The sequence below is a fragment of the Vibrio sp. TRT 21S02 genome (genome assembly GCF_050113675.1).
GTDB lineage: Bacteria > Pseudomonadota > Gammaproteobacteria > Enterobacterales > Vibrionaceae > Vibrio.
On sequence record NZ_JBNJOI010000002.1, the window covers coordinates 181,947 to 208,090 of the forward strand.

Consider the following 26,144-nt stretch of genomic DNA (forward strand, 5'->3'; position numbering starts at 1 on the left):
CTAGCTCCATCAAAGTACCCCTAACCAAAAAGTGACCATTTAATAACCGCTTGTGATTCTAACATCATTACAAAAAGTTGATAGCTTTTAACGGAATTTTTACGATTTTTATGGACTCAGATCAAAAACGCGTTGCTGTTACCCATTTTCAACAATTAAAGTAAAATATCAAACGACGTAAGTTGTTAAAATTTTATGCGGTGCTTAGCCTCATTTCATTGTCACTTTACCACCGATAATTCTGTAGGCAGGTGTACCTCTTATCATTGTTTCACGTGCAAATTCCCCTTTACATTCGGGGCATGTACAAGAACTAGTTGTGTAGTTTTCAACAATTCTTTCGATAAAGCACTTAACCAATGCGCCTTTCCCGGCTTTTCGATATTTAAAGAGCTGAGTTCTACACTTAGCGCAATAGATATCAACCGTTTTCAAGGGGGCTTTTTTACGAGGCTTAGCCATTTGTATCAGCATCCATTATCGGCTTAACCCAAACTTTACTGAAATCAAACCAACCGAGAGCATTGCATTTCGCATTTTGAAGTGAGCCACACTGATCCTTGTTAACTCCAAGCCAACAATGAAACATTGGAATAAGTTGCATCTTATCAACCAGTGATTTACCCAACTCTTTTGCAGGAAATGCCATATTTTCTGTCGCTCGCCAATCTTCTACAACCTTGGTCCAATACTGAAAATCGTCATCCTGACTTAACCTTTCGATGTCACTATAGTTCATCAACCACCCAGCAACAGCATCCTCTCGATTGTTTGCAATTCCCATTGGTTTTAACCAGATATCAATATCACTAGGGTCATCGATTCCAGACTCATATTGGATGAGCTCAACGTCTAAACCGTCGCTTTTAAGAAGTTTCTCAATTATTGCTGCAATCGTTGGAAACATAGGATGAAGGCGCTGAAATGCTACCCTTACTGTCCTATAAGCGGGTACGGAAGCCGTGTATCGTCCGGCTTTCTGATGATACCAACCCGGTTTTAGGCCATAGGCTGGTAATAGGCCAAAATCTACAATCTTCTGTTTTGGAATATAACTAGCCAAATCTAACGCATTGAGTTTATGGGTAAAATAACGAGCCCATTCATCAGAAGTGGCCAATCCTGTTTTGCGGTTAAGTAACAAGTATGTACAACCGGGATCGAGCTCAACATCGTCTCTGTACGCTAAGTTTTCAGGCTTGATTGGGTTTGACAAGCTTGGAAAAATAATTGAAGAGTGTGTTTCATCGATCACCCAAACTTCCACTTGATCGATTAGTGGTCTAAAACCAAAATATCCATCAAAAGCTTGCAATATCAGCTTTTGCTCGTCATTTTGAACAACCTTATAAGGCCCTGTTCCAATCGGGAACAGATCAAAGCTCTCTTCCATCTCAGAAGAAGGAGGAAGAATTTTTGCACTTGATTCAGTTAAAAATAAAGGAAGTTGGTGATCAGAACGAGTTAGATAAATATCGACAACTAAAGAGCTGGGAGACACGACACGTTCGATATGTTGAAATAGTTTTTGCTCTTTCAGACGCTCGATGTTTTCGACGATAATGTCCATCGTCAATAAATCACCATTATGAAAACGTACACTAGGCCGAATATAAAAACGCCAGTGCGTTGTTGATATCATCTCCCACGTATGAGCAAGATCACCATCGACACACTCATTTTCATCAAGCTTGGTTAATCCACTGAAAATCTGCCTAAGAATATGTTGTTCTGAACGACGAACAGGTTTTAAAGGATTTAACATCGACAGTGGACGATAATATGGCAAACGTATCACTTGATGTCCGGACTGATTCTGTACCCCTAAGAAGTTCTCAACAACTTGGGCCAGTTTCGCTACATCATTATCAAGAACTTTTAATGCTTGTCCAATCTTCCCTTCTTCAAGATATCGACGTGCTAGATTATCACTAACGTCAGTCCGACTTCTTTTGAAATTGAGTTGAGAGAGCTTTCCTCGACCAGGAGCTGGATGCCATTCGATCCACCCTTCTTCTTCCATTTTGTTCAACACGATTCGTGCGTTACGGCGCGTACAAAAAAGCAGCTCTGTTATTTCATCAAGCTGCACATCACTATCTTTTCCATTGTAATGTTCAAATAGTGTCTCGAATTGAACTCTAAGGCGGGGGCTGCTCATAAAGGAGGAAACTCAAAAATTCATAGTTAGATCTAAGTTTCCTTATTTAAGAGCTAAGTGCAAGTTATTTTAAGTAATGATTTCACACCCGAGCTCTTGTGCAATAACAGCTAATTGTTGTTCATTGTCTAGCTTTATCGACCACTTAGCATCAGAAGAGTTGACGGCAATGACATTAGCCCCTTTACCGATAAGCTGAACAAGCTCAGATTGGGCTTGCATTGTGATCATATGATCACCACTTAGTCTTATAACAATTTCATGAGCATTAACGATAATTTTTCCGCTTTTAAAATCTAAAACCATAACTTATCCAATTTAAATAGGAGAAACAGCTCGTTTTCTTGATTGTTTAACCGCTATCGTTAGCCTACTAGTACAAACCAAGCGCTCTCGCTCATCTGTGACATTAATTTGCCAAACTTGAGTTGAAATACCAAGATGAATCGGTGTTGCTTTTCCGATAACTGTTCCTTCACGCATTGCACGCACATGGTTTGCGTTAATATCTAAACCAACACAATAGCAATCTGTATCAACACTAAAGTTTGCAGCGACTGAACCTAACGTTTCTGCCAATACAACGGAAGCGCCACCATGCAACATACCTAAAGGCTGGTGAGTAAAGTGACAAACAGGCATTGTCGCACAAATGTAATCATCGCCAACTTCGGTATAAACAATACCAAGGTGATCAATTAAAGTATTTTTGGACGTTTCATTTAGAATGTCTAGATTAATTGTGCGTTTCCAAATCGTCATCTATCGCTTCCACTATAAACTTGTTGTAACGTAATGTTATGATTACATAAATTGCACGAAAAACGGAGGTTTCAATGCGCAATCGCTTAACTCTGAGTGTTCTAACCGCATCATTTGTTCTTTCTGCATGCACTTCGTCCCCTACAGGTCGGAATCAACTGCTTTTATTCTCAGACCAAGATATGGGGCAACTTGGCGCACAATCTTTTGAACAAATGAAACAGTCACAGCCTATCAGCAAAGATGCGAAAACCAACGCTTATGTGCAATGTGTTGCGAATAACGTCACTAAACACCTGCCAAATCAATACAATCCAGCCAATTGGGAAGTTGTCGTTTTTGATAGTGCTCAAGTCAACGCTTTTGCATTACCTGGTGGTAAAATTGGTGTTTATACTGGCCTGCTTAAAGTGGCAGAAAACCAGGATCAACTCGCTACAGTCATTGGCCATGAAATTGCACACGTGCTTGCTGACCATAGCAATGAAAGGCTATCTCAGTCTCAGCTTGCGAATACCGGGTTACAAATTACAAGTATCGCGTTAGGTAGCTCAGAGTATGCAACTTATCATAACACCGCTATGGCAGCGCTAGGGTTAGGAGTTCAATATGGCATTCTTATGCCTTACGGGCGCGAACAAGAGTCTGAAGCTGATATTTTTGGCCTAGATTTGATGGCAAAAGCAGGCTTTGACCCTAAACAAAGTATCAATCTATGGCAAAACATGGCGAAAGCTTCTGGTGGACATCAACCTCCTGAGCTGTTATCAACCCACCCTTCACACCAAACGCGAATTCAGGATTTAACAGATACGATCAATTCTTTGCCAAATTATCAAACTGCAAGACCCAACTGCTCATAACCTATGTGAGAGCAACCAAATAAAAAGCCTAGCTGTATGACAACTAGGCTTTTGGTTAAGTAGAAATGGTTAGATTTCCGTTAGTTACACGTCATGCTGAAATGCTGACTAACCTTCACTCAACTGATTCAGGCTCAACTTCTTCTGTGCATACAGGTAAAACTTGTTTTACGTAGCTACCTGGAGCTGGCCCAAGAACTGGGAAATCTTCATTCCCTTGGGTAAATGGTTCTACTTGTTCATCAGGATTAAAGCTCATTAACCATCGGTGCCAATGTGGCCACCAAGAGCCTTCAACATGTTTTGCATTGTTAAACCATTCATCAGCAGTGTCGTCCAAATTATCATTTGTCCAGAAACCATATTTGTTTTTAGATGGATGATTTACGATGCCTGCGATGTGTCCTGATTCGCCAAGAACGAAGGTTTTATTACCACCAACCTTGAGAGCACCTCTATAAGTCCCTTGCCATAAAGCAATATGGTCTTCTTTCGTTGATACAAAATAACTTGGAATTTTTATCTTATTCAGATCAATCCATACGCCACCAATCTTGACACCTTTATCCTGTATCAATTTGTTTTCTAAATACAGACTACGTAACAGGAAATTATGGCAAGCAGCAGAAACATTTGTACTATCGCTATTCCAATACAGCAGGTCGAAGTCGACTGGACTGTTACCTTTTAAGTAATTATCAACGTAATAATTCCAGTAAAGGCTGTTTTCTCTCAGTAGACTAAAAGTCACACTAAGAGAACGACCATCCATATACCCTTTTGCATTATTTTGTAACTCTAACGCACTGATGATGGTGTCATTAATATAGGCACCAACTTCTCCAGGTTGCTCAAAATCCAATAATGTGGTGAAGAATGTCGCGCTCTTAATTCGCTTTTTCATGCGTTTCGCTGCGTAATACGCAACGGTAGCCGCTAACACTGTTCCACCAATACAATAACCAGCAGCATTGATTTGATCTTGGCCAGTTATGCTTTCTATCGCCCCTACAGCTTTTGCTACACCCTCAGTAACATAGTCGCCAAACTCGACATTAGATTGCTCTTTTCCTGGGTTCCTCCAAGACATCATGAATACTGAGTGCCCTTGATCGAGTAGCCATCTCACCATGGAGTTTTTCTGTCGTAAATCAAGGATATAGTATTTGTTAATAAATGGCGGAACGATTAAAAGTGGTACTGCGTTTACTTTTTTCTTCGTTGGATGGTATTGGATAAGTTCAAATAATTCGTTCTCGAATACAACGTCACCTTTCGTATTAGCGATATCTAAACCAACTCGAAACGCGTTATTATTCGTCATACGAATTTTCAGAATATCTGCACTTTCTTCTGCATCTTTTTTTAGTTGCTCTAGTCCAGCTAACAAGTTTTCACCATTTTTCTCGATGGTTAGCTTCATTAGTTCAGGATTAGTTGCAATAAAATTGCTAGGTGAAAGTGCGTTGATGGCTTGACGAGAGAAAAAAGTAATTCGTTCCTTTGTTTTCTCGTCTAGTCCTTCAATACTATCAATTGTATCGAGATAAGTTTTACTAAATAGTAAATAAGACTGCTTAATGAAGTTATAGAAAGCTTCAGACTGCCAAGCTTCATCAGAAAAACGTTTATCGCCCTTTTCAGCACTGACTACACTGTCTTTACTGTTAGTAAGAGCAACGTTTTGCCAAATTTGTAGCTGTTGTTGCCACCATTCTGTCTGAATCTTTAACAACGAAGACGGCTGATTTGCTGCTTTTTCAAATAGTTTGGCCGTGTCTTCCAAGTTCACTTCTTGCATGGCCTTATTTAAAGGGGAATTTACGGATGCCCTGCCGAGTTCAAAGTCTTCCCACCATTGTTGATTGGTTTCTTGGAGCTTAACAAGGTAATCCGAAAAGAAGTGTTGAAACATTTTGCTACTCCTTTATTCGGAAAAAAAGCCGCCTTATAAGGCGGCATAATAGTCAGTGTTACGCAGGAGTCACTGTCTTAAGGTTTTCCGAAGTTAATTGTTCGACATCTTCTTTGAACTCTTTCGCAATTGATTGCAGTTTATTGCTGTCATCCATCATTTGCTGAGAAAGCTTTGTTAGAACATTGAGCTGTTGACTGTTAAAAGCAGTTAGTGAAGTAATATCTTTGATATCACCAGCAGCTTTCATTTGAGTAAGCCCCATTTCACTATAAGTACGAATTGCATTCAGCTGAAGTTCCGTTAGAACTTCTACGTTTTTAGTAACAAGCTTATTAAACTTTACGTAAGGTTCCATGTTCTTTTCAGTTTGATCCGTGAATGTTTTAAAAAAGTCCGTGTACATAACAAGTTCTCCTAGTTGGGATTTTTAAATTTGATTAATTTAGTGACTTAATAACAACCGCTGTGCCCATACCACCACCAACACAAAGTGATGCCACGCCATAACGACCTTTAGAGTGAATGAGTTCATGTATTAGACTAACGAGAATACGGTTTCCAGATGCACCTAAGGGATGCCCAAGTGCAATAGCTCCACCATTTACATTTGCTTTTGCTAATATCGAGGATGCTGATATTTTGTGTTCTTTCGCTAATGAATGAACTACCCCTAACGCCTGTGCTGCAAATGCTTCGTTTAACTCGAAGGTATCAACGTCTTCTATCGCTAAGTTTGCTTTCTCCAGCGCTTTACCAACAGCTTCAACTGGTCCAAGCCCCATAACTTCGGGCTCAAGTCCTGTTTGTGCATAACTAGTAATTTCTGCAATAGGAGTTAGGCCGTAGCTATTCACAGCAGCTTCGCTTGCTACGATAACAACACTTGCGCCGTCATTAATGCCTGATGCATTACCTGCTGTTACGCTTCCTTCACGGTCGAAAGCTGGTCTTAGTTTTTGTAGACCTTCAATAGTGGCATCTGCTTTCGGGTATTCGTCAGTATCGAATAAGAAAGTTTTACGGCGTTGCTTAACCTCTACCGACACAATTTCATCAACAAACTTTCCAGCTTGAATTGCTGCGACAGCTTTTTGTTGGCTAGAAAGCGCGTATTCATCTTGTTGCTCGCGACTAATACCAACTTTTTTGGCGACGTTTTCAGCAGTAACGCCCATGTGATACTGATTGAAAACATCTGTTAAACCATCATTGATCAATAGATCAGTTAGCGTCATGTTGCCCATTTTCTGCCCATCACGAATATTCGAAGGCACGATAAAAGGTATTTGAGACATGACTTCTACACCAGCTGCAACGACTACTTGTGCGTCGCCTGCTTTTATGTGTGAAGCAGCATCCATAACGGTTTTCATTCCACTGCCACAGACCATATTTAAAGTGTAAGCCGGAACGGACTCAGGAATGCCTGCAAGTAAAGCTGCTTGGCGACCAATATTCATTCCCTGACCAGCAGAGACAACATTGCCAACAATGACTTCATCTATAAATTGAGGTTTCAGGTTTGCCTTAGACAAGGTCGACTTAATAACTTCAGCAGCAAGTTTCCCTGCTGGAATATCTTTTAAGCTCCCACCAAATGCACCCACAGGGCTACGCTGCGCTGCAACAATAAATACTTTTTCCATGTCCAACATCCTTGTTAGTGCATGTATAAGCCGCCGTTAACCGACAGCGTTTCACCAGTAATGTAAGAGCCCGATTCACTTACTAAAAAGCTTACTGCTTTCGCAATTTCTTCAGGTAACGCAAGGCGACCAAGGGGGATTTGGGCTTTAATACTTTCAAGAACTTCTGGCTTCATCTCTTCAACCATTGGCGTAGCAGTGTAGCCTGGTGCGATTACATTAACGGTAACACCGCTACGGGCACCTTCTGAAGCAAGCGCTTTTGAAAAGCCAATCATTCCAGCTTTAGCTGCTGAGTAATTGGTTTGTCCAAACTGCCCTTTAATCCCGTTTACTGATGATATATTGACAACTCTTCCACCACCTTTTTCACACATTGCCGAAAAAAGTGGCTGAGTAACATTGAACAGGCTGTTTAAGTTCGTTTCGATAACGTCTTTCCAAGCCTGAGGTGACATTTTTTTAAACATGCCATCACGAGTAATGCCTGCATTATTCACGATAACATCGATGGTTCCTTCTTCCTCTAAAAGTTTACTAAGCCGTTCAGCACATTCATCTGTGTTGGTTACATCTAACTCAAACAAACGCACTTGTTCTGTATTAAACCCTTTTTCGTTGAACCACTTTTGGGCACACTCATGCTTACCCGTAAAATATGTGGCAATGACACGATAACCATCATTAACAAGTTGAGAGGAAATAGCGGAACCAATTCCGCCTTTTGATCCAGTGATCAAAGCGACCTTATTCATTAAGAGACTCCATTTCTTAACAGCAAATAAATAAAATTACTAACTGGCATTTTTTGAAATACCGAAAAACTAAAATTATTGGCTTTTATCTCATTAATTCTTATGAGTGCCTTTCTAATAATTAAAGCTAATCTCTAAATATTACATTTCAAATAAAAATTTAATTTAAACGCATAAAGTTGAGCCGTATCTCATAAGGTATGAAATGTTACTTACATGTTAATTGATTCTATCTATATGTTTTAGAATGGATTTATTTTACTTTGGGGATTTATCAGTAGACGTTAAGTATATAATTAGAAAGGCTTTTTGATAGAACTTGTGCTTTTTACACAAATTTCATAGATAAATAAGAATTGTTATTATTTGATAATAAAGAAAATAGAATTAATATGTTTGATATTGAATATCTACTTAATAACTAGATTAGACACGACAAAAACTTTGATTTTAAAAAATCGCTTATAATTCATGCCTTAAAGATAAAGTCATTATTAATACTTTAGTCTAATATAGTAAATTTGGCATATTTATAAAATACAACAAATTATATAATAAGTGCCTTTCTAATATTTAGCCAAAAATGTAATTTTCTTTTATTTGAATGTTCTAAGTTGGCTCTCAATTCTTCTATTTGTTTGCTGGAAATAGTTAAATAGGCTCGCTGATGCACTTACTCGATATACAGATGAACACGTTCTAGTTAGAACCACCAGTTTAGATGATGGAACAAACTAGTACGCATCTATTTTTTGTTATTTTGCTTCTCCATAGCGCTCTAAGTACAACACTGTAGCAGCCGTTCTGGACGGTACTTTTAGCTTCTTAAGCAAACTTTTCATGTGTACCTTTACGGTAGATTCAGAGATAAAAAGCTTATCTGCTATTTGTTTATTGCGGTAACCTTTAGCAACTTCTTGTAAAATCTGCGTTTCTCGCTCAGTTAATTGTTCAAAAATATCGACTTCATTCCCTCGCTGCTCTAGGTAGTCAGCGACTACAGAACTGTATATTTTGTCTCCCGAAGCACTTTCTTTTAGCAGTTCGATAAGCTCATCGGGTTCCGTGTCTTTCAACATGTAGCCATCAGCACCAGCTTTAACAAGTGCATCAATATCAGATCGACTGTCAGAAACAGTTAGAATTACGATTCTCGCCTCACAATCATCTGCTCTTAATGCTTTTAGAGTATCAAGGCCGGACATACCTTTCATATTCAAGTCCAATAAAATCAGATCAACCTCGGTATCATGGGCTAGCGCAACAGCATCCGTCCCATTGCTCGCCTCTGCGACAACTTCAAACTCATCCTCAAAGGTAAGAAGCTGATTGATTCCTCTACGCATTAACGGATGATCATCTACTAACATAACTTTACATATGGTCAAAATGCGGTTCCTTAACTGGTTTGAAAAGTGAGTTCAACTTTACAGCCTTTACTCGGTTTCGATGTTAATTTTAGGGTGGCATTTAGCCTAGCGGCTCTCTCTTGCATAATACTCATGCCATAATGGTTCAGTTTGTCTTCGTGTTGCTCAAAACCAACACCATTATCCTCGATTGAAACGTGGATTTCTTGTGTATCTTCGAAACAATTAATTGCGATATTGGTCGCTTCAGAGTGCTTAATTGCATTAATCGTCGCTTCTCTGATCAGCTGTAATAAATGCACTTGATGGTGAGCATCAAGCTCGATAGAAGACAGCTCATTGGATAATGAAATTTCTGCATCTGTTTGAGTTGCCAGCTGATTTACCATTTCGTGAAGAGCTTGGCCAAAACTGCCTTCTTTGATCGTTAACCTAAATGTTGTCAATAACTCTCTTAGCTGCGTATAAGCGGCTGATAATCCCGTATCCAATTCACTAATTACAGTATTAGTTTTATCCATCGGACAGTCATTAGGCAGCTTTTTGATAGTACGCTTAAGAAGAGAAACTTGTATTTTCAAATAAGATAAAGATTGAGCCAAAGAGTCATGTAACTCTCTCGCAATTGTCGCTCGCTCTTCCATTAATAGAAGTTGCTCTGACTGCCTTTGGGTATGATTGTAATACACTGCTCTGGATAAAATTTGTGCAAAATTATCGATAAGAGCTTGGTCTGGACATGGTAGGCCTGCTTGCCAGTACAAATTTCCTAAGTTATTACCATCAAGTTCAAGGGGTAAACTGCTCAAACGCTCTTCGTCGATATCGCCCTGTTCAAAAATCAGACTTTTCTCTCCAACTTCTTTCATTTCAAGACGTGCAGAGACTATACCTTCAATACTTACAATATGTTTTAAGATTGATTGAAAGTTATCGGGACTGATGCGTGAAGCCGTAAGCTCTTGAGAGGAGTGGTACAAGACTTGTAAAGATTGGTTCGCATTTTGTAGCTTATGAGTTTTTTCGTTTACTGCTTGCTCCAGCCCTCTATAAAGCTTGCCAAGCTCTCGGGCCATATTATTAAAACCACGAGTGAGGATACCTAACTCATTATCACTAATCACATTCAATTCGACGTCAAATGACCGTGATTGCATTTGTTCACTCGCCAAAACGAGCGCACTCAATGGGCTAACGACCTCTCTACGAACAAAATGCACAACAAAAATACTTACAAGTAAAATACCACCGAGACCAAGTCCACCTACCCACGCAAGCTTTATCAATTTTTGTTCTGAAAAGTTTTGAAGTTTGAAAACGAAAGCATCAATTTGATCGACAAAACCAGCAACCAAGACAAGGTAACGCTCTCTATCATGACTTTCTAAAACCGTCTTTAATTCATGCCACCGAATGATCAAACGGTAGTAATCATGTGTGATGTCATCTGGCACAGTCCAATTTTGAAGTGCCTTCATAGAAGGAGAGTATATGGAGCGCTCAAACATATAAATGTGATCGGAGTAGTCCACTGACTGGCTCTGAATGTCGTGAGCAAGACGGTAGCTCTGCATTCGCATGGAACCAGATACGTTTACTGCTTCGGCATCGTTAAGGCTGGAAGCTAATGTAATAATCGCAAAGCTCGTGGTTGCGACAGACAAAAGCAAAATAAGCACCATAGCCGTAGCTATCGTACTTACAACTGATTTTTTTGCTCTCTTAAACACCCTCTCTCCTAGCTTTTATTCTCTAATATTACGAATCATGAATGAGCATTCGTTGAGAATGCTATCAATATGTGATCAATCTTGACGGAATTAATTGATCTAAAACAAGAACCTAAACCAATTACCCCCTAAGAGGTATTTATACGAATATGTCAAAAACTACAATTTCTGTATTGATAAATGACAGTTTATTAATAGGGATTGTGAGCTAAGCTTATACATATACCTATTTTGTGGATATCGCAGTGGTAGATCTCTTAAAACGACGCTTGTTTTCCAGAAATGTTAAAGAGGACAACTCTGTTCGTCTTCCTTGGCTGGCAAATGGCGCCCTGTTCACAGAGCAGTGTACCCGATGCGAAAAATGCGTGGATAGTTGTGAAACGAAAATCATCAAACAAGGTGATGGCGGTTTTCCAACTGTCGATTTTTCCGTTGACGAGTGCACCTTTTGCTACAAGTGCGCAGAGGCATGTCCGGAACCGTTATTTCTAAGCAAAACTGAGCAACCATGGGAAGCGAAAGCTGAAATAACCTCAAATTGCTTAGCTAAGCAAAATGTGGAATGCAGAAGTTGTGGTGATATGTGCGAGACCATGGCAATTCGGTTCAAACCACAACTTGGTAAAGTAGCACAACCAATTTTAAGTCTTGATGAATGTTCAGGTTGCGGCGCATGTGTATCGGTGTGCCCTACTTCATCCATCAATGTGAGCAACGTAAAACAATAACGAGAGAATTGATGTCACTAAATGAAGTGCATATTTCAAGCTTAGTGGTACATGTTCCGCCTGAGCAGCTTGAAACCATCAAAGCGGAAATCGAACGTTTCGATAACGCTGAAGTGTTTGGTGAAAGCCCAGAAGGAAAGATCGTGGTGGTACTTGAAACAGAAAATCAAGGCTTTATCACCGATACCATTGATGCAATTAATAATTTACCGAATGTATTGAGCACTGTTTTGGTTTACCACCAAATCGAATCGACGCTCGATGACACGGACGAAGACACTGGAACTCAACATTCCCAAACTGAGGGTGAAGTATGAAAATGACAAGACGCGCGTTTGTGAAAGCAAACGCAGCAGCATCAGCGGCAGCCGTAGCAGGAGTCACACTCCCAGCTTCAGCAACCAACCTGATTGCCAGCTCAGACCAAACAGCGATTAAATGGGACAAAGCACCTTGTCGTTTTTGCGGTACTGGCTGTTCTGTATTGGTAGGTACTCAAAACGGTAAAGTCGTTGCGACACAAGGTGACCCAGAAGCACCAGTAAACAAGGGACTTAACTGTATCAAAGGTTATTTCCTGTCAAAGATCATGTATGGTCAGGACCGACTCACTCAACCACTACTTCGCATGAAGGACGGCAAGTTCCACAAAGATGGTGACTTCACACCAGTGTCTTGGGATATAGCGTTTGATACGATGGCAGAAAAGTGGAAAGAAGCGCTTAAGAAACAAGGCCCATCTGGCGTTGGCATGTTTGGATCAGGTCAATGGACCGTTATGGAAGGCTACGCTGCAGCAAAAATGATGAAAGCGGGCTTCCGTTCTAACAATATCGACCCTAATGCTCGTCACTGTATGGCTTCCGCTGTAGGCGCTTTCATGCGCACATTTGGTATTGATGAGCCAATGGGATGTTACGATGACTTCGAAGCAGCTGACTCGTTTGTGCTTTGGGGTTCAAACATGGCTGAAATGCACCCTGTACTTTGGACTCGCATTACTGACCGACGCCTAAGCCATCCGCACGTTAAGGTAAATGTACTTTCTACATATTTCCATCGTTCATTTGAACTTGCTGATAAAGGCTACATTTTCAAACCTCAAACAGACCTTGTGATTGCAAACTACATTGCAAACTACATCATCCAAAATGATGCTGTGAACTGGGATTTTGTTAATAAACACACCAACTTTAAACAAACTGCGACTGACATTGGTTACGGTCTTCGAGATGATGACCCGCTGCAAAAAGCCGCAGCGAATCCAAACTCTGGTAAGTTAACTTCTATCTCATTCGAAGAGTATAAGAAGTCTGTTGCGCCATACACACTTGAGAAGTCAGCCGAGATGTCTGGAGTCTCTGAAGAGCAATTGGTCGAACTAGCTAAGCAGTATGCAGATCCAAATACCAAAGTTATGTCACTTTGGACTATGGGTACAAACCAGCATACACGTGGTGTTTGGGTAAACAGCCTAATTTATAACCTTCACCTGCTTACTGGTAAAATTGCAACACCGGGTAACAGCCCATTCTCATTGACTGGTCAACCTTCTGCTTGTGGTACAGCACGTGAAGTGGGTACGTTTGCTCACCGTCTTCCTGCTGATATGGTGGTAGCGAATCCGAAACACCGTAAGGTCGCTGAGAAGATCTGGAATATTCCTGATGGTGTCATTCCTCCAAAACCTGGATACCACGCCGTACTTCAAGATCGCATGTTGCGTGATGGAAAGCTAAATGCTTATTGGGTTATGTGTAATAACAACATGCAGGCTGGCCCAAACATTAATGGCGAACGTCTACCGGGTTACCGCAACCCTGAAAACTTTATCGTTTGTTCAGACCCATACCCTACTGCTACTGCACAAGCTGCCGACCTAATCTTGCCAACAGCAATGTGGGTAGAAAAAGAAGGCGCATATGGTAACGCTGAACGTCGTACTCAAGCTTGGTATCAACAAGTAGAAACCATTGGCGAGTCTAAGTCAGATCTATGGCAAGTCATGGAGTTTTCTAAGCGCTTCAAAATGGAAGAAGTCTGGACGGAAGAGCAACTAGCAAAAGCACCACAATACCGTGGTAAGACAATGTATGACATGCTATTCAAAAATGGCGTCGTTGATAGGTTCTCTGTCGAAGAAGCAAAAGAACTCAATGATGACGCTCACCACTTTGGATACTACGTTCAGAAAGGTCTGTTTGAAGAATATGCAATATTTGGCCGCGGCAAAGCTCACGACCTTGCTCCATATGACGTTTACCACCAAACACGCGGACTTCGTTGGCCAGTTGTTGATGGCAAAGAAACACTTTGGCGCTATAAAGAAGGTTCAGATCCATATGCTAAAAAAGGCTCTGGATGGGACTTCTACGGCAAACCAGATGGCAAAGCATTCATAATCTCCGCACCATACGAAGCACCACCTGAATCTCCAGATGCTGAATTTGATATGTGGCTATGTACTGGACGTGTACTAGAGCATTGGCACACCGGCACTATGACACGTCGTGTTCCAGAGCTGTATAAAGCGGTTCCGGACGCAGTTTGTTATATGCACCCAGCAGATGCGAAAGCGAAAGGTGTTCGTCGTGGTGACGAAGTTCTTATCTCTAACAAACGTGGCGAAGTTCGCGTTCGCGTCGAAACTCGCGGTCGTAACCGTCCACCTGAAGGTTTGGTCTTTGTACCATTCTTTGATGCACGCATTTTGATTAACAAGTTAATTCTTGATGCTACAGACCCACTTTCTAAACAAACTGACTTTAAAAAGTGTCCTGTAAAAATCACTAAGATCGCATAACTAGCAATGAATGCATGGCTGCCAACTTGTTTGGCAGCCCAAAGAATTAGCCTAAGGCGGAGAATTTATCATGAGAAAATTTGTCATTGCACTGTTGTCTGTTGGTGCATTGGTTACGGGTGTTGCTCAAGCTGAGATTGACAACCCTGGTGGTATCGGTGGACTTGAGTCTTTACGTGGAGCTTCAAATCTTGAAGACACGCGCCCAGCCGATGAGTTTAAGAAATACCCTAAAGAACAGGTACTTGATACAGACTTTGTGTATCAGCCACCACTTATCCCCCATAATATTCGTGGATATGAAGTTTCACTTAACGCAAATAAGTGTTTAGCCTGCCATAGTTGGAAAAATGCAAAGGAAATGGGTGCAACGAAAATCAGTGTGACTCACTATATGAACCGCGAAGACGCGGTGCTTGCTGATGTTTCACCTCGTCGTTACTTCTGCTTGCAATGTCACGTTCCACAAGCCAATGCTAAGCCGTTAGTTAATAACGAATTCCAGCGCGTTGATTCGTTACGCAAGTAATAGCCAACCAATACGAAAAAGAGGCTATCTATGAAAATACTTAAAGCGTTTTGGAAGAGACTAACAAGCCCAAGTAAAGCTGCCGTTGGCGTTGTTTTAGCGATGGGGTTTGCTGGTGGTCTTCTATTCTGGGGCGCATTTAACACGGGTATGGAAGCGACTAACAGCGAGGAATTCTGTTCAGGGTGTCACGCTCCTATCGTTGCTGAGATACAAGAGACTATCCACTACTCTAACCGTTCAGGTGTGCGAGCTATTTGTTCAGACTGTCATGTACCTCATGAATGGACAGATAAGATCGTTCGTAAGGTGCAAGCATCGAAAGAGCTCTTTGCGCATTATGTTTTGAAAACAATCGACACTCCTGAGAAATTCGAACAACGTCGTGCACACCTCGCAGAGCGTGAGTGGGCTCGTTTGAAAAATAACGATTCACTTGAATGTCGAAATTGTCACGAGTTTGAGTTTATGGATTTTTCTGAACAAGGCTCAAGAAGTGCAAAACAACACTCAACTGCTTTAGCATCTGGTGAGAAAACCTGTGTAGACTGCCATAAAGGCATCGCGCACAAACTGCCAAACATGCATGGCGTTGAAGGCTGGCAATAAGGGGACAAACCAATGAGTACATTAGAATCAGCAATTTGGCATATCTTAGGTTACAGCGCTATGCCAGTTATCATTCTATCGGGCTTTGTTGCTGTTGCTGCAGTTTCCGTTTGGCTCTTGTCTATGGGCAAAGATAAGCAATCATAATCAACATTTGCCTATTTATGTTGATACGTTAAAAGCCACCTTTTGGTGGCTTTTATTTTATCTACAAGTCAATGTGGCGACAAAACTGTTGGCTATAAAAAAGCCTTCGTTAATAAACGAAGGCTTTCATCATGCAGTAAATTTACGCTTCAGGGTACCCTTCTGGGTTATTCGATTGCCAACGCCAGCCATCTGCTGTCATATCATCAAGTGTACGAGTCGCTTTCCAATCGAGTTCATTCATTGCTTTCGCTGGATCTGCCCAACACTCGGCGATATCGCCAGGACGACGGTCAACAAGTTTATATGGAACTTCACGGCCGGAAGCTTTTTCGAATGCTTGAACCATTTCCAACACACTGTATCCATTGCCCGTACCTAAGTTGTATACGTGCAAGCCTTCTTTCTTGCCCACTTTTTCTAAAGCAGCAACGTGACCATCAGATAAGTCCATCACATGGATGTAATCGCGAACACCAGTGCCATCTTTCGTCGGGTAGTCGTTACCAAATACCGATAGGAACTCACGACGCCCTACTGCGACTTGAGACACAAACGGCATTAAGTTATTTGGAATGCCTTGCGGGTCTTCACCCAATAAGCCAGTTGGATGTGAGCCGACTGGATTAAAGTAACGCAGTAACGTGATACTCCAATCTGGGTTTGCTTTGTGGAAATCTCCGAGACACTCTTCCACCATTAGCTTGCTGCGACCATATGGGTTTGTTGCACTCGTAGGGAAATCTTCCGTAATAGGCACAGAAGCCGGATCGCCATAAACTGTTGCTGATGAACTGAACACAAGAGTTTTAACACCCACTTCGCGCATTGCATCAACTAGAACAAGCGTGCCATGTACGTTGTTATCGTAATACTCTAATGGCTTCTCAACAGACTCTCCCACAGCTTTTAAGCCTGCAAAGTGGATTACTGCTTCAATGCTGTGCTCTTTAAGCACAGAAACCAGTAGCGATTTATCGCGAATGTCGCCTTCAATAAATGCTGGCATTTCCCCAGCAACAGTTTCAATGCGCTCTAATACTGTTTTTTTGCTGTTGTATAGGTTATCGAGAACGACAGGTGTCATTCCTGCTTCGATCATCTGAATACAAGTATGGCTTCCTATATAACCCATACCGCCGGTTACTAGTACTTTCATGTAACTAACCTTTTGATTTGTTTTCGTCAGATACTAACGAGTAACTTTAAAAAAATATAGTCAACAAAGTGAGACTCAACAGGCTTACGACGCCTTTGCCATCACAAAACAGCCTTTGCCTTTGCTTTTCGCATTGTACATCGCCGTATCGGCGGCTTTCATAATGTCGTCTAGAGATTTATTCCGGTCCGTTATTACATTAGCGCCAATACTTGCACCAACATTAACAGAACGCCCTTTGTAAATGATGTCTTGACCGATTAACGTAATTAGCCTTTCTGCTAAAACTTGGACACTGTCCGGGTCTGTTGGGTTGATCAATACAACAAACTCATCCCCTGAGAGTCTCGCAACCAGATCTTGAGAACGAACTTGAGATAGTAGCCTTTCAGAGACCTGTTTTAGGACTTCATCACCCGCATCATGCCCGTAGGTGTCATTCACTGCCTTAAAGCCATCTAAGTCAATGTACAACAAGGCAAACGCTGTTTTACTCGTTTGGTCCCGTAAGGTTTCATCTAATGAACGGTATAGCTGAGCACGATTTGCAAGGCCTGTTAGAGAATCATGGTGAGCAAGATATTCAAGCCGCTCCATCTCTTTTATATTCGATAGATCAGAGAGTATGAAAACAAAGTCATAAAGCTGATCATCATCGTGATTAACGATTCTACTGACTTTCACAAACATTGGTACAAGGTGACCAAAAATGTGTTTTTCCCAAATTTCACCCTGCCATTGGCCGTAGTTTACCACCGACTCTTCGATGGTTGGCATCAAGGACATAAACTGCTGCCACTCTAAAACATCACTTGGTTTTCGGTCAATCATGGTTTCTTGAGCATATCCCAACAGGTTTGTTACCGCTGGGTTTACCATGGTGATGACACCATCTTGATTCACCACCATCAAGCCATCTTGGCTATTTTCAAATACGCCCGCAGCCAATCTTTGACGACTAAGTGCAGCCTCAACATCCGTTACGTCCTGAATAGCGAACAGCATTTGTCCGACTTTAGATAACTTAGTACAACTAACTTGCAATAGCTGGTTATGACCAAATACATCTGTTACCCATAGCTGGCGTTCACTAAACTCAATCCCATTATTGATCGCTTGGCTAATTAACTTATTTGAAGTGTCAATTAGTGAGTTTAGGTGCACTCCCTTCAAATAAGCGCTTGTGCAACGAAATACCTCACACGTTGCTGCATTAAAGTGTATAACCTCACCCTTTTGATTTACTACAACAAGCGCATGCTGAACTGTCTCAACCACTTCATTTGCAAATGACTTTTCTTCTTCAAGCTTATCCAACGTAAAAGCAACTTGTTTTTCTCTTTGCTCTAACCTATCGATCATTGTGTTAAATGCAGCAACCAAATGCCCGATTTCATCATTTGATTTAGTCGTAATTTTTCCTGTATGGCGCTTGCGCTCAATAAAGGTCCGCATCCCTTGATTCAACGAGTATACAGGTTCAATGATGACTTTCTGAACCATCAGATAGAGCATGGTTGCAGACATAATCAAAAATATTAGGAACAAGGCAGCGTTGTTGAGTGCGCTACGATATAGATCGTTGTACGAGTCTTTTGAGATAACAACACGTAAACTTGCGATAGTCTCGTGTTCAACAACAACGGGGACAACCAAATAAATGTGTTTATCTCCAATTGACTGCTGTTTACGTGATAGTTCACTTTGCTGGGCATCATTTGGCACCGGCGCAGTTACGTTGTCACGCTCATACATGGAGAAAAGACGATTATCTTGCGTATAGAGTTTTACTCTCAGCACCTCATCATCCGCAGAGAACGCAGAAAGTACTTCTGTTGCCGTCAGTTCATCATTAAATAAAATTGCTGCTTGTAAGTTGTATGCCACTCCCTTTGCAAGCACGGTTACTCGTTCAATGACATTTTCTTTTTCACTTTCAAACGCCAAACTCAATGTATACATCTGAGATACAAAGAAAATAACACTTGTGAATAAGACAATTGGTAGCATTAATTTGCTTTTGAGTGAGAAGTGATTAAGGACGCTCATTTTCGCCCCCTTCTACTGTAGCCACACGTAGGAAATTTGAAGAGATGGAATAGTCACCAATATTATCCAAGTTTACCCTTGGCTTTATCTTACCGTTGACATTTTCAAGCCCAATTGCGCCACCATTAGCGGTAAAGCTAGTTATGTCTCCAACAGTAACTGTGTGTTTATCTGAACCTTGCACTAATGCTAAGTTAGACTTGTCTGATACAAACAAAATATCGCAAGAATTCTCCGTGACGGTAATAGGTAACTCACGTATCAACTTCCCAGCGGTGATTGAAATCAAAAGCTCTTTAATTCGCTTATTGTCGGGGACACAGTACCTGACTTCGACCATATTATTTTCATCCACCCAATGGATGAAACTCGCAATACGAAAAAGGTAAACGGCTTTCACTTGTTCTGGTGTGTATTTCGCCACTACAAAGGAAGAATAACTAAAAGAGAAAGAAGCTATAGCCAAAATGAGCAGCGACTTAAAATTCATAAGAGGCCCTCAAATAAACGAGCTGTTCTTGACCATAGCTGAACCAGTATGATTCACCGTCCATGTAATAACCTGTCTGTTCTCCAAGGTTTTTTACCATGAACTCGAACAAAGGGGCACTTTGATCATATTGCCAAGCAAGCCGTACATCTAATGCCAAATAATTAGGGATCTGAATTAAACTTTCTGGGTAACGAATACTTTGGCCGCGAGCAACAAAATCAAGCTGCCACTGCTTAGAGATATCCCATAAACCTTGAAGTGAAACTAAATGGTGGTCATCTATTTTATATAAATCGACCGCACTACCATCAGAATCACTTCCACCATCCCATTGACTTTGAGACTTAAAGTAGCTGTATGATAGAAACGTTCGAAACTGTTTTGAGAGCTGCCATTGAGCTCCTACCTCAGCACCGTATGTTCTTAGTGAATAAGCATCGGTGATTTGAGTTTCAAAAACATGCAGATAATCAGGAGACCAGCCGACGTCTTCTACACCTCTAACATCCTCATGCTCACTATAAAATAACGTAATGTCTAACTCATATTGCTGAGCAATTCGTCTGTAACCAAGCTCAGTTGTAACAACAGACTCTGTTCCCATGTCAGGATTTGGCTTAGAATCTTCCACCAATAAGAAATTGCCTAGTGTGAATGCCGGGTAATAGTGTGCGGCATTGTCAATATAAGACGGAGAAGTCACTGCACGTCCGATGCCAGCCCAAAGAGTATTTTTCTTATCAAGCTGATACAGTGCGCGGAGTTGAGGGGAAAGCTCGAATGCGTTGGTATATTCAAAGTATTCTGCTTTCGCTCCGGCAACGGTTTTGAAAGAGTCATTCCATTCAAACTCAGATTGAATGTACGCGTTTAGGGTGCTGTCTTTTGCACCAGATAACTCGTAAGACCGAGAAAAAACGTCGATATTGTAGATATCTAACTCATCCACTGTTCGATTAAAGTGTGCATTGATAAACCGATAACCACCGCCGTAAGTCAAAACATGTTGATCACTGGCTTTGTTTCTAAAATTAACTTCGGCATCAAATAAAGTGTAGCTTCCGGGCCCATCAATCGCGTCTTCGTCGCTATAGGAGAGGCCAACCCGATAGTTACTTATTAACGTCTCGGATAGCGTATTACTAACACCAAGTTGTGCGTATAGCTTTTGATTAAGGCCTTCAACACGTGAGACTACTCCACCCTCGTAGCTTACTGGTGTAAAATGTAGTCGCAAATTATCATAGAACCATATATTTTTTTGAGCACCCAAGTCTAGATTCCAATCTAGGTTGGCACCTTTCCCCTCAAACGACATCCCCGCAAGATGCTGTTCCATTGAGTAAGCCGGGTAATTAAAATACACTTTCTGGTCACGATACTTGTAAAAGGCTTTTGCTGAGGTGTTTTCATTAAATGCAAGTCCAGTTCTCACACTAATGCTTTTACCACCTTTTTCATCGAGAGTTGTTGTGGCAAGCGTATTCTGAGTTTCAGAAATCGGTTTCGTAATGATGTTAATAACACCATTGACCGCATTCCCACCCCAAATTGAACCACCGGGACCTCTAAGAACTTCGATTCTATCGATATCCGGTAATATGTAATCCACATCTCGCCAATAGACCCCACCATATACCGGGCTATACAAACTACGGCCGTCAATTAAGACTAACATCTTATTATAAAAGCCATCATGAAAGCCGCGGCTTGACACTATAGGCGTTGTTTCCGAAGCTTTTGTGACATTTAAGCCTGGAACAAGCGCGAGAGCCTCTGCAATGCTACGTACACCACTTCTTTGTATACGTTCATGGTCCAGCACATATACCGAAGCGGGGATCTCTGAGAGTTTTTGTGAAAATTTTGATGAAATTTGCATCTCAGTTTCTAACATTGAAAGTTCTTCTAAACTCAATGACATGAGATGCTCTAGCGAGTCGTCACTATAAACAGGAACACTAACCAACAATAATATTAATGGACTTAACTTCGTATTAGGCATCTATGAATCCAGCTACATAAGCAAATTTTATTATTCCACTTACTGATATAAATGTATATTGAGAAAGACAGTCATCCATAAGCATTCGCTAAAACGATGATATCGCTCACTATTTAATGACTATTTTAGCAAATGAGACACATATTGTGATATGGAGTCAAAAATAAATGAAAACTAAAGCAATAACTCTTAACTGTGATATGGGTGAAAGCTTCGGAATTTGGTCGCTTAACCAAGATTCAATGGCTATGCGCTGGATTGATATGGCTAACATCGCTTGCGGCTTTCATGCTTCTGACCCACAAGTTATGTACGATACCATTGCATTAGCAATTCAAAATGATGTAAAAATTGGCGCCCATCCCGGATATCCAGACCTTCAAGGTTTTGGACGTCGTACGATTCCTATGGAACCCGAGGAGATAACCAATATGTTGGTCTACCAAATTGGGGCTATTAAGGGTCTGTGCGAATACCAAAACACAACGTTACAATATGTGAAACCTCATGGCGCATTATATAACGATATGATGCGGGACTTAGGCATCTTTGAAGCCATCTGTTTGGCTGTATCAAGCTTTGGAGTTCCCCTGATGATGTTAGCTATACAAGATAACGAACGTTTTCTTGATATTGCCGATAAGTATGAACTTCCACTGTTGTTTGAAGCGTTTGCTGACCGAGCCTATCTCGCGAATGGAACATTAGCTTCGCGAAAGATACAAGGATCTTTATTACAATCAGAAGACGATATTCTCAATCAAGTAAAACAAATCGTGAATTATGGCAAAGTGCATACATTAGATGGTTATTTTATTCCCATAGAAGCCGATACGATATGTGTTCATAGTGATAACGAATCTTCAGTGCAATTAATATCTAAAATCAAAACCATTTTGGAGGATTAGATGTTTTCAGACTTTGCTATCGACCCTGTCTCCGAAAGCAGCTTATTGATTCGCTTCAACAGCCCGCCATCTGTTAATCTTTCACGCTACATAGGTCATATAAACGACCAACTCAGAGAGCAACTATCCCCTTGGATAATGAACATAACTCCAGCTTTTAACACTCTATTGGTTGATTATCTTCCCTACCGAATTCATACACCAGACATTGTAGCTCTAATAAATAAGCTATTGATTCAAGCTACAAACGATACCATCACTGCTATTTCACAAACTAAAATAGAGTTACCAGTTTATTACGACTTAACTGTAGGGCCTGATTTAACCAAATATCACCAACAGGGTTATCGGACTGAAGATGTAATCCAACTTCATAGTAACGTTACCTATACCGTTAGTACTATCGGCTTTAGTGCTGGTTTCGCTTTTCTATCTGGCTTAAATCCTCAAATTTCGTTACCGCGTCACAATAGGCCTAGACTTAAAGTTGCGAAAGGAAGTGTCGCTATTGCCGAAGATCAGACTGCGGTTTATCCGTCAGAATCTCCTGGTGGCTGGAACATTATCGGGAACTGCCCGCTTGAGTTATATCAGCCAACTAACCACCCTATGATTCCATTCGAAATTGGTACTCAAGTGACTTTCCGACCAATCGGTAAACAAGAATTCCTTAGCTTAGGTGGCATATTGCCGCAGGAAGGCGTCAATGAGTAATAACACGATCACTGTGGTTAAGCCCGGCCCACTTACATTGCTACAAGATTTCGGCAGATTTGGCGTTGCACACATGGGATTAGCTCAAGGAGGTCCCGTCGATGATTATGCTTATAGCTGGGCAAATCACTTATTAGGAAACCCTGTTAACAGCCCCGTACTTGAAATTACCTTAGGGCAAGCAGCATTTAGAATTAATTCAGACTGCCAGCTTTCAATCACTGGTGGAGATCTAAATGCAAAACTCGATGGTGAACCACTAGTTAACTGGGCCACATTTTCTGCATATAAGGGACAGATATTGTCTTTTTCATTGCCAAAGAATGGTTTGAGAAGCTATTTAGCGGTAAAAGGCGGCTTTAAAGTACCAATGCAAGTAGGTAGCTGCGCAACGGTTACAAAAGATAAACTTGGTGGCTTAAAAAACGGATGTTCAATAGCCGAAGGAGATACCATAGCTTTTACTTCAAATCATATTGATCACAAGTCCGTTCAACTAACATTTCGATATAAACCCGACTATAACTTGCCTTTAAAACTCCGCGTAATCGAAAGCTATCAGCACCATATGTTCAGTCAAGAAAGTTTAAATCAATTCTACAATTGTAAATTCCGTATCAGTCAGCATTCAAACAGAATGGGCTATAGACTCGAAGGAGCCGCCATAACTGCACCGGAAAAAGCGATTTTGAGTGAAGGGATAGCTTTGGGTGCGATACAGGTCCCCCCGAATGGAGAGCCAATCATTTTATTAAATGACAGACAAACGATTGGGGGTTACCCCAAAATTGGCTGTGTCGCACGAATAGACTTACCTAGGCTCGCCCAAGCAAAGCCGGGACAACAAGTAACTTTTGTTAAGGGAGATTTAGCTGGTTTACAAGATGTCTGGTGTCAATGGGCTAACTTCTTTGGTTACTAACAACATGACCTAATCACTAACCGCTTCTTTAACTAAATGAACGTCGTGGCATCTACGAAAAAAGCCAGTAACTGGACGTTACTGGCTTTATTAAATTATCTACATTTTCAGAGTGTCATGAATTAACGCTCGAATTTTTCTGTCCGCATACCTAGCAACAAGCTAACACACATTAACAGCAATACAATTGTAAATGGTAACGCTGTTGAAATGGCTCCGGCTTGAAGCGCTTGGATTGCTTCTGTACCGCCAATCCATAGTAAAGCAACAGCAATTGCGCCTTCCATAAAGGCCCAAAACACGCGCTGAAGCACTGGCGCATCCACTTTACCACCAGCAGTGATGCTATCGATCACCAATGAGCCAGAGTCTGAAGACGTAATAAAGAAGACTAAAACCAAAACGACAGCAATGATTGAAAGCAAAGTGCCATAAGGCAGAACATCAAACATCTGGAACATTGCAAGAGAGACATCAGTCAAACCTTTCGCGCCTAGTTCACCAACATTGTTCATCACTTGATCAATGGCAATACCACCAAACACTGACATCCAAATCAACGTAACTGCTGTTGGAACTAATAGAACCGCTGTCATGAACTCACGAACAGTACGACCTTTAGATACGCGAGCGATGAACATGCCAACAAATGGTGACCATGAGATCCACCAAGCCCAGTAGAATACAGTCCAGCCCTGGAACCAAGCTTCATCAGTACGGCCATGAGGGTTACTTAATGGAATAATGTTTTCGACATATGCCATGAACGTTGTTGGAATATTTCCAAATGCCACCGCATAACAGATAAGTGATACTAGGATAAGTAGGAGGAAAGCAACGATCATATTGATGTTACTTACAACCTTTACCCCACCATCGATTCCGCGGATAACAGAAACTACAGCAAGTAACGTAACAACGGTGATCACGGTAATTTGAAGACCAAGACCAGCATCGACACCAAACACATGATGGATACCACTCGCCGCTTGTTGAGCGCCTAATCCCAAAGATGTTGCTAGACCAAATAGCGTTGCAACTACGGCTAAAATGTCAACGATGTGGCCAGCCCATCCCCAAGCTCTATCACCTAATAGAGGATAAAAAATCGAACGAATAGAGAGCGGTAATCCTTTGTTGTAAGCAAAAAAGGCAAGAGACAATGCGACAACACCGTAGATAGCCCAAGGATGAAGTCCCCAGTGGAACATCGTTGCGCCCATTGCGAGCTTCGCCGCTTCTGCTGTATTCGCTTCTACACCAAGTGGTGTTTCATACCAGCCAGTAAAATAGGCAACAGGCTCTGCCACACTCCAAAACATTAGGCCGATACCCATACCGGCAGCAAAGAGCATCGACAACCAAGAAATAAACGAATAGTCCGCAGACGCGTCTTGGCCACCAAGGCGAATTTTACCTAATGGTGAAACGATCAGTGCCAAGCAAAAGATCACAAAAATGTTCCCTGACCAGATAAATAGCCAATCAAATGAGCCAATGATTTGCCACTTAAGCCCATCTAATGCACTTTTTGCCGTATCAGCATCCACAACAAGCGTTGCGATCAAAAACAAGGCAATAAAACCTGCACTTGTACCAAACACCGGGTTATGTACATCAAAACCCCATTTTTGTACGTTATCTTGACCGATTGTGTAATCGGTACTATCGATACTGTACTTATCAATACCTTTTGTCATTCTTCCTCTCTCGATATCTGAACCAACAAAAAGCCTCATATCCCCCACAACAATTCGTGTTGTAATGAATATCGCTCTTACTCAGATACCATCAGCTGTTTTCAGGTGACAAATATTGTACGCTTCGTCACAACAAGATCCAGCAAATGTATGGTTTTTAGTCAAAAAAT

The 26,144-nt window shown here is 41.2% G+C and carries 25 protein-coding genes; 10 read left to right on the forward strand and 15 right to left on the reverse strand.

Translation table 11 applies throughout. From position 1 onward, the window contains the following. Window positions 1–210: 210 nt before the first annotated feature. From ACQEXU_RS02955 to ACQEXU_RS02970, 4 genes are all read right to left on the reverse strand, one after another. A complete protein-coding gene (locus ACQEXU_RS02955) occupies window positions 211–462 on the reverse strand; it encodes a hypothetical protein (RefSeq protein ID WP_427009614.1) in 252 nt (83 codons plus the stop codon). Continuing rightward, window positions 455–2,161, reverse strand: a complete 1,707-nt coding sequence (locus ACQEXU_RS02960; RefSeq protein ID WP_427009615.1) for an SgrR family transcriptional regulator — start codon at window positions 2,159–2,161, stop codon at window positions 455–457. Before ACQEXU_RS02960 ends, ACQEXU_RS02955 begins: the two co-directional genes overlap by 8 nt. 69 nt (window positions 2,162–2,230) lie before the next feature. Continuing rightward, window positions 2,231–2,467 carry a DUF3389 domain-containing protein gene (locus ACQEXU_RS02965; protein WP_427009616.1) on the reverse strand — a complete coding sequence of 79 codons (237 nt, stop codon included), beginning with the start codon at window positions 2,465–2,467 and terminating at the stop codon, window positions 2,231–2,233. Between the two features lie 12 nt (window positions 2,468–2,479). Further along, window positions 2,480–2,923, reverse strand: coding sequence for a hotdog fold thioesterase (locus tag ACQEXU_RS02970; protein ID WP_367989773.1), 444 nt, complete (start codon window positions 2,921–2,923; stop codon window positions 2,480–2,482). Window positions 2,924–2,997: 74 nt separating this feature from the next. On the opposite strand from ACQEXU_RS02970, the gene ACQEXU_RS02975 reads away from it, so the two are divergent. Beyond that, window positions 2,998–3,786, forward strand: a complete 789-nt coding sequence (locus tag ACQEXU_RS02975) for a M48 family metallopeptidase (RefSeq protein ID WP_427009617.1) — start codon at window positions 2,998–3,000, stop codon at window positions 3,784–3,786. A 115-nt stretch (window positions 3,787–3,901) separates the two neighbouring features. On the opposite strand, the gene phaC is transcribed toward ACQEXU_RS02975, so the two are convergent. The 6 genes from phaC to narQ all read right to left on the reverse strand — a co-directional run bounded on the left by phaC (window position 3,902) and on the right by narQ (window position 11,205). Beyond that, on the reverse strand, window positions 3,902–5,701 hold the full coding sequence (gene phaC / locus ACQEXU_RS02980; protein ID WP_427009618.1) for a class I poly(R)-hydroxyalkanoic acid synthase: 1,800 nt from the start codon (window positions 5,699–5,701) through the stop codon (window positions 3,902–3,904). A 58-nt stretch (window positions 5,702–5,759) separates the two neighbouring features. Beyond that, on the reverse strand, window positions 5,760–6,107 hold the full coding sequence (locus ACQEXU_RS02985) for a phasin family protein (RefSeq protein WP_367989768.1): 348 nt from the start codon (window positions 6,105–6,107) through the stop codon (window positions 5,760–5,762). 34 nt (window positions 6,108–6,141) lie between these two features. Then, a complete protein-coding gene (locus ACQEXU_RS02990) occupies window positions 6,142–7,350 on the reverse strand; it encodes an acetyl-CoA C-acetyltransferase (RefSeq protein ID WP_427009619.1) in 1,209 nt (402 codons plus the stop codon). Between the two features lie 14 nt (window positions 7,351–7,364). Beyond that, window positions 7,365–8,105 carry an SDR family oxidoreductase gene (locus tag ACQEXU_RS02995; protein ID WP_427009620.1) on the reverse strand — a complete coding sequence of 247 codons (741 nt, stop codon included), beginning with the start codon at window positions 8,103–8,105 and terminating at the stop codon, window positions 7,365–7,367. A 755-nt stretch (window positions 8,106–8,860) separates the two neighbouring features. Then, window positions 8,861–9,493, reverse strand: a complete 633-nt coding sequence (locus ACQEXU_RS03000) for a response regulator (RefSeq protein WP_427009621.1) — start codon at window positions 9,491–9,493, stop codon at window positions 8,861–8,863. Window positions 9,494–9,504: 11 nt separating this feature from the next. Beyond that, window positions 9,505–11,205, reverse strand: coding sequence for a nitrate/nitrite two-component system sensor histidine kinase NarQ (gene narQ / locus ACQEXU_RS03005; RefSeq protein WP_427009622.1), 1,701 nt, complete (start codon window positions 11,203–11,205; stop codon window positions 9,505–9,507). Between the two features lie 245 nt (window positions 11,206–11,450). Between narQ and napF the strand changes: the two genes are divergently transcribed. From napF to ACQEXU_RS03035, 6 genes are all read left to right on the forward strand, one after another. Then, the gene (gene napF / locus ACQEXU_RS03010) at window positions 11,451–11,936 is read left to right on the forward strand and encodes a ferredoxin-type protein NapF (protein ID WP_427009623.1); all 486 of its coding nucleotides are present in this window, start codon (window positions 11,451–11,453) and stop codon (window positions 11,934–11,936) included. Between the two features lie 11 nt (window positions 11,937–11,947). Continuing rightward, window positions 11,948–12,253: a chaperone NapD gene (locus ACQEXU_RS03015; RefSeq protein ID WP_427009624.1), complete on the forward strand. Its 306-nt coding sequence runs from the start codon at window positions 11,948–11,950 to the stop codon at window positions 12,251–12,253. Continuing rightward, on the forward strand, window positions 12,250–14,739 hold the full coding sequence (gene napA / locus ACQEXU_RS03020; RefSeq protein WP_427009625.1) for a periplasmic nitrate reductase subunit alpha: 2,490 nt from the start codon (window positions 12,250–12,252) through the stop codon (window positions 14,737–14,739). Before ACQEXU_RS03015 ends, napA begins: the two co-directional genes overlap by 4 nt. Before the next feature lie 70 nt (window positions 14,740–14,809). After that, window positions 14,810–15,268, forward strand: coding sequence for a nitrate reductase cytochrome c-type subunit (locus tag ACQEXU_RS03025; RefSeq protein ID WP_427009626.1), 459 nt, complete (start codon window positions 14,810–14,812; stop codon window positions 15,266–15,268). A 30-nt stretch (window positions 15,269–15,298) separates the two neighbouring features. Next, window positions 15,299–15,877, forward strand: a complete 579-nt coding sequence (locus ACQEXU_RS03030; RefSeq protein WP_427009627.1) for a NapC/NirT family cytochrome c — start codon at window positions 15,299–15,301, stop codon at window positions 15,875–15,877. A 12-nt stretch (window positions 15,878–15,889) separates the two neighbouring features. Further along, complete coding sequence (locus ACQEXU_RS03035) at window positions 15,890–16,024, forward strand: TIGR02808 family protein (protein WP_367989758.1); 135 nt, start codon at window positions 15,890–15,892, stop codon at window positions 16,022–16,024. 142 nt (window positions 16,025–16,166) lie between these two features. Here ACQEXU_RS03035 and galE read toward each other — a convergent pair whose 3' ends face one another. From galE to ACQEXU_RS03055, 4 genes are all read right to left on the reverse strand, one after another. Beyond that, a complete protein-coding gene (galE, locus tag ACQEXU_RS03040) occupies window positions 16,167–17,183 on the reverse strand; it encodes a UDP-glucose 4-epimerase GalE (RefSeq protein WP_427009628.1) in 1,017 nt (338 codons plus the stop codon). 84 nt (window positions 17,184–17,267) lie between these two features. Next, window positions 17,268–19,232, reverse strand: coding sequence for a diguanylate cyclase domain-containing protein (locus ACQEXU_RS03045; protein ID WP_427009629.1), 1,965 nt, complete (start codon window positions 19,230–19,232; stop codon window positions 17,268–17,270). Beyond that, on the reverse strand, window positions 19,219–19,722 hold the full coding sequence (locus ACQEXU_RS03050; protein ID WP_427009630.1) for a YfiR family protein: 504 nt from the start codon (window positions 19,720–19,722) through the stop codon (window positions 19,219–19,221). Before ACQEXU_RS03050 ends, ACQEXU_RS03045 begins: the two co-directional genes overlap by 14 nt. Further along, window positions 19,712–21,649 (reverse strand): TonB-dependent receptor plug domain-containing protein, encoded by a 1,938-nt coding sequence (locus tag ACQEXU_RS03055; protein WP_427009631.1) that lies wholly within the window; start codon window positions 21,647–21,649, stop codon window positions 19,712–19,714. Before ACQEXU_RS03055 ends, ACQEXU_RS03050 begins: the two co-directional genes overlap by 11 nt. Window positions 21,650–21,897: 248 nt before the next feature. Between ACQEXU_RS03055 and ACQEXU_RS03060 the strand changes: the two genes are divergently transcribed. From ACQEXU_RS03060 to ACQEXU_RS03070, 3 genes are read left to right on the forward strand one after another with little or no spacing between them, the layout of a single operon-like run. Continuing rightward, window positions 21,898–22,638 carry a 5-oxoprolinase subunit PxpA gene (locus ACQEXU_RS03060; RefSeq protein ID WP_427009632.1) on the forward strand — a complete coding sequence of 247 codons (741 nt, stop codon included), beginning with the start codon at window positions 21,898–21,900 and terminating at the stop codon, window positions 22,636–22,638. Then, window positions 22,639–23,352 (forward strand): 5-oxoprolinase subunit B family protein, encoded by a 714-nt coding sequence (locus ACQEXU_RS03065; protein ID WP_427009633.1) that lies wholly within the window; start codon window positions 22,639–22,641, stop codon window positions 23,350–23,352. Next, window positions 23,345–24,274, forward strand: coding sequence for a biotin-dependent carboxyltransferase family protein (locus tag ACQEXU_RS03070; RefSeq protein WP_427009634.1), 930 nt, complete (start codon window positions 23,345–23,347; stop codon window positions 24,272–24,274). Before ACQEXU_RS03065 ends, ACQEXU_RS03070 begins: the two co-directional genes overlap by 8 nt. A 122-nt stretch (window positions 24,275–24,396) precedes the next feature. On the opposite strand, the gene ACQEXU_RS03075 is transcribed toward ACQEXU_RS03070, so the two are convergent. Continuing rightward, the gene (locus ACQEXU_RS03075) at window positions 24,397–25,974 is read right to left on the reverse strand and encodes a BCCT family transporter (RefSeq protein ID WP_367989749.1); all 1,578 of its coding nucleotides are present in this window, start codon (window positions 25,972–25,974) and stop codon (window positions 24,397–24,399) included. Window positions 25,975–26,144: the final 170 nt, after the last annotated feature.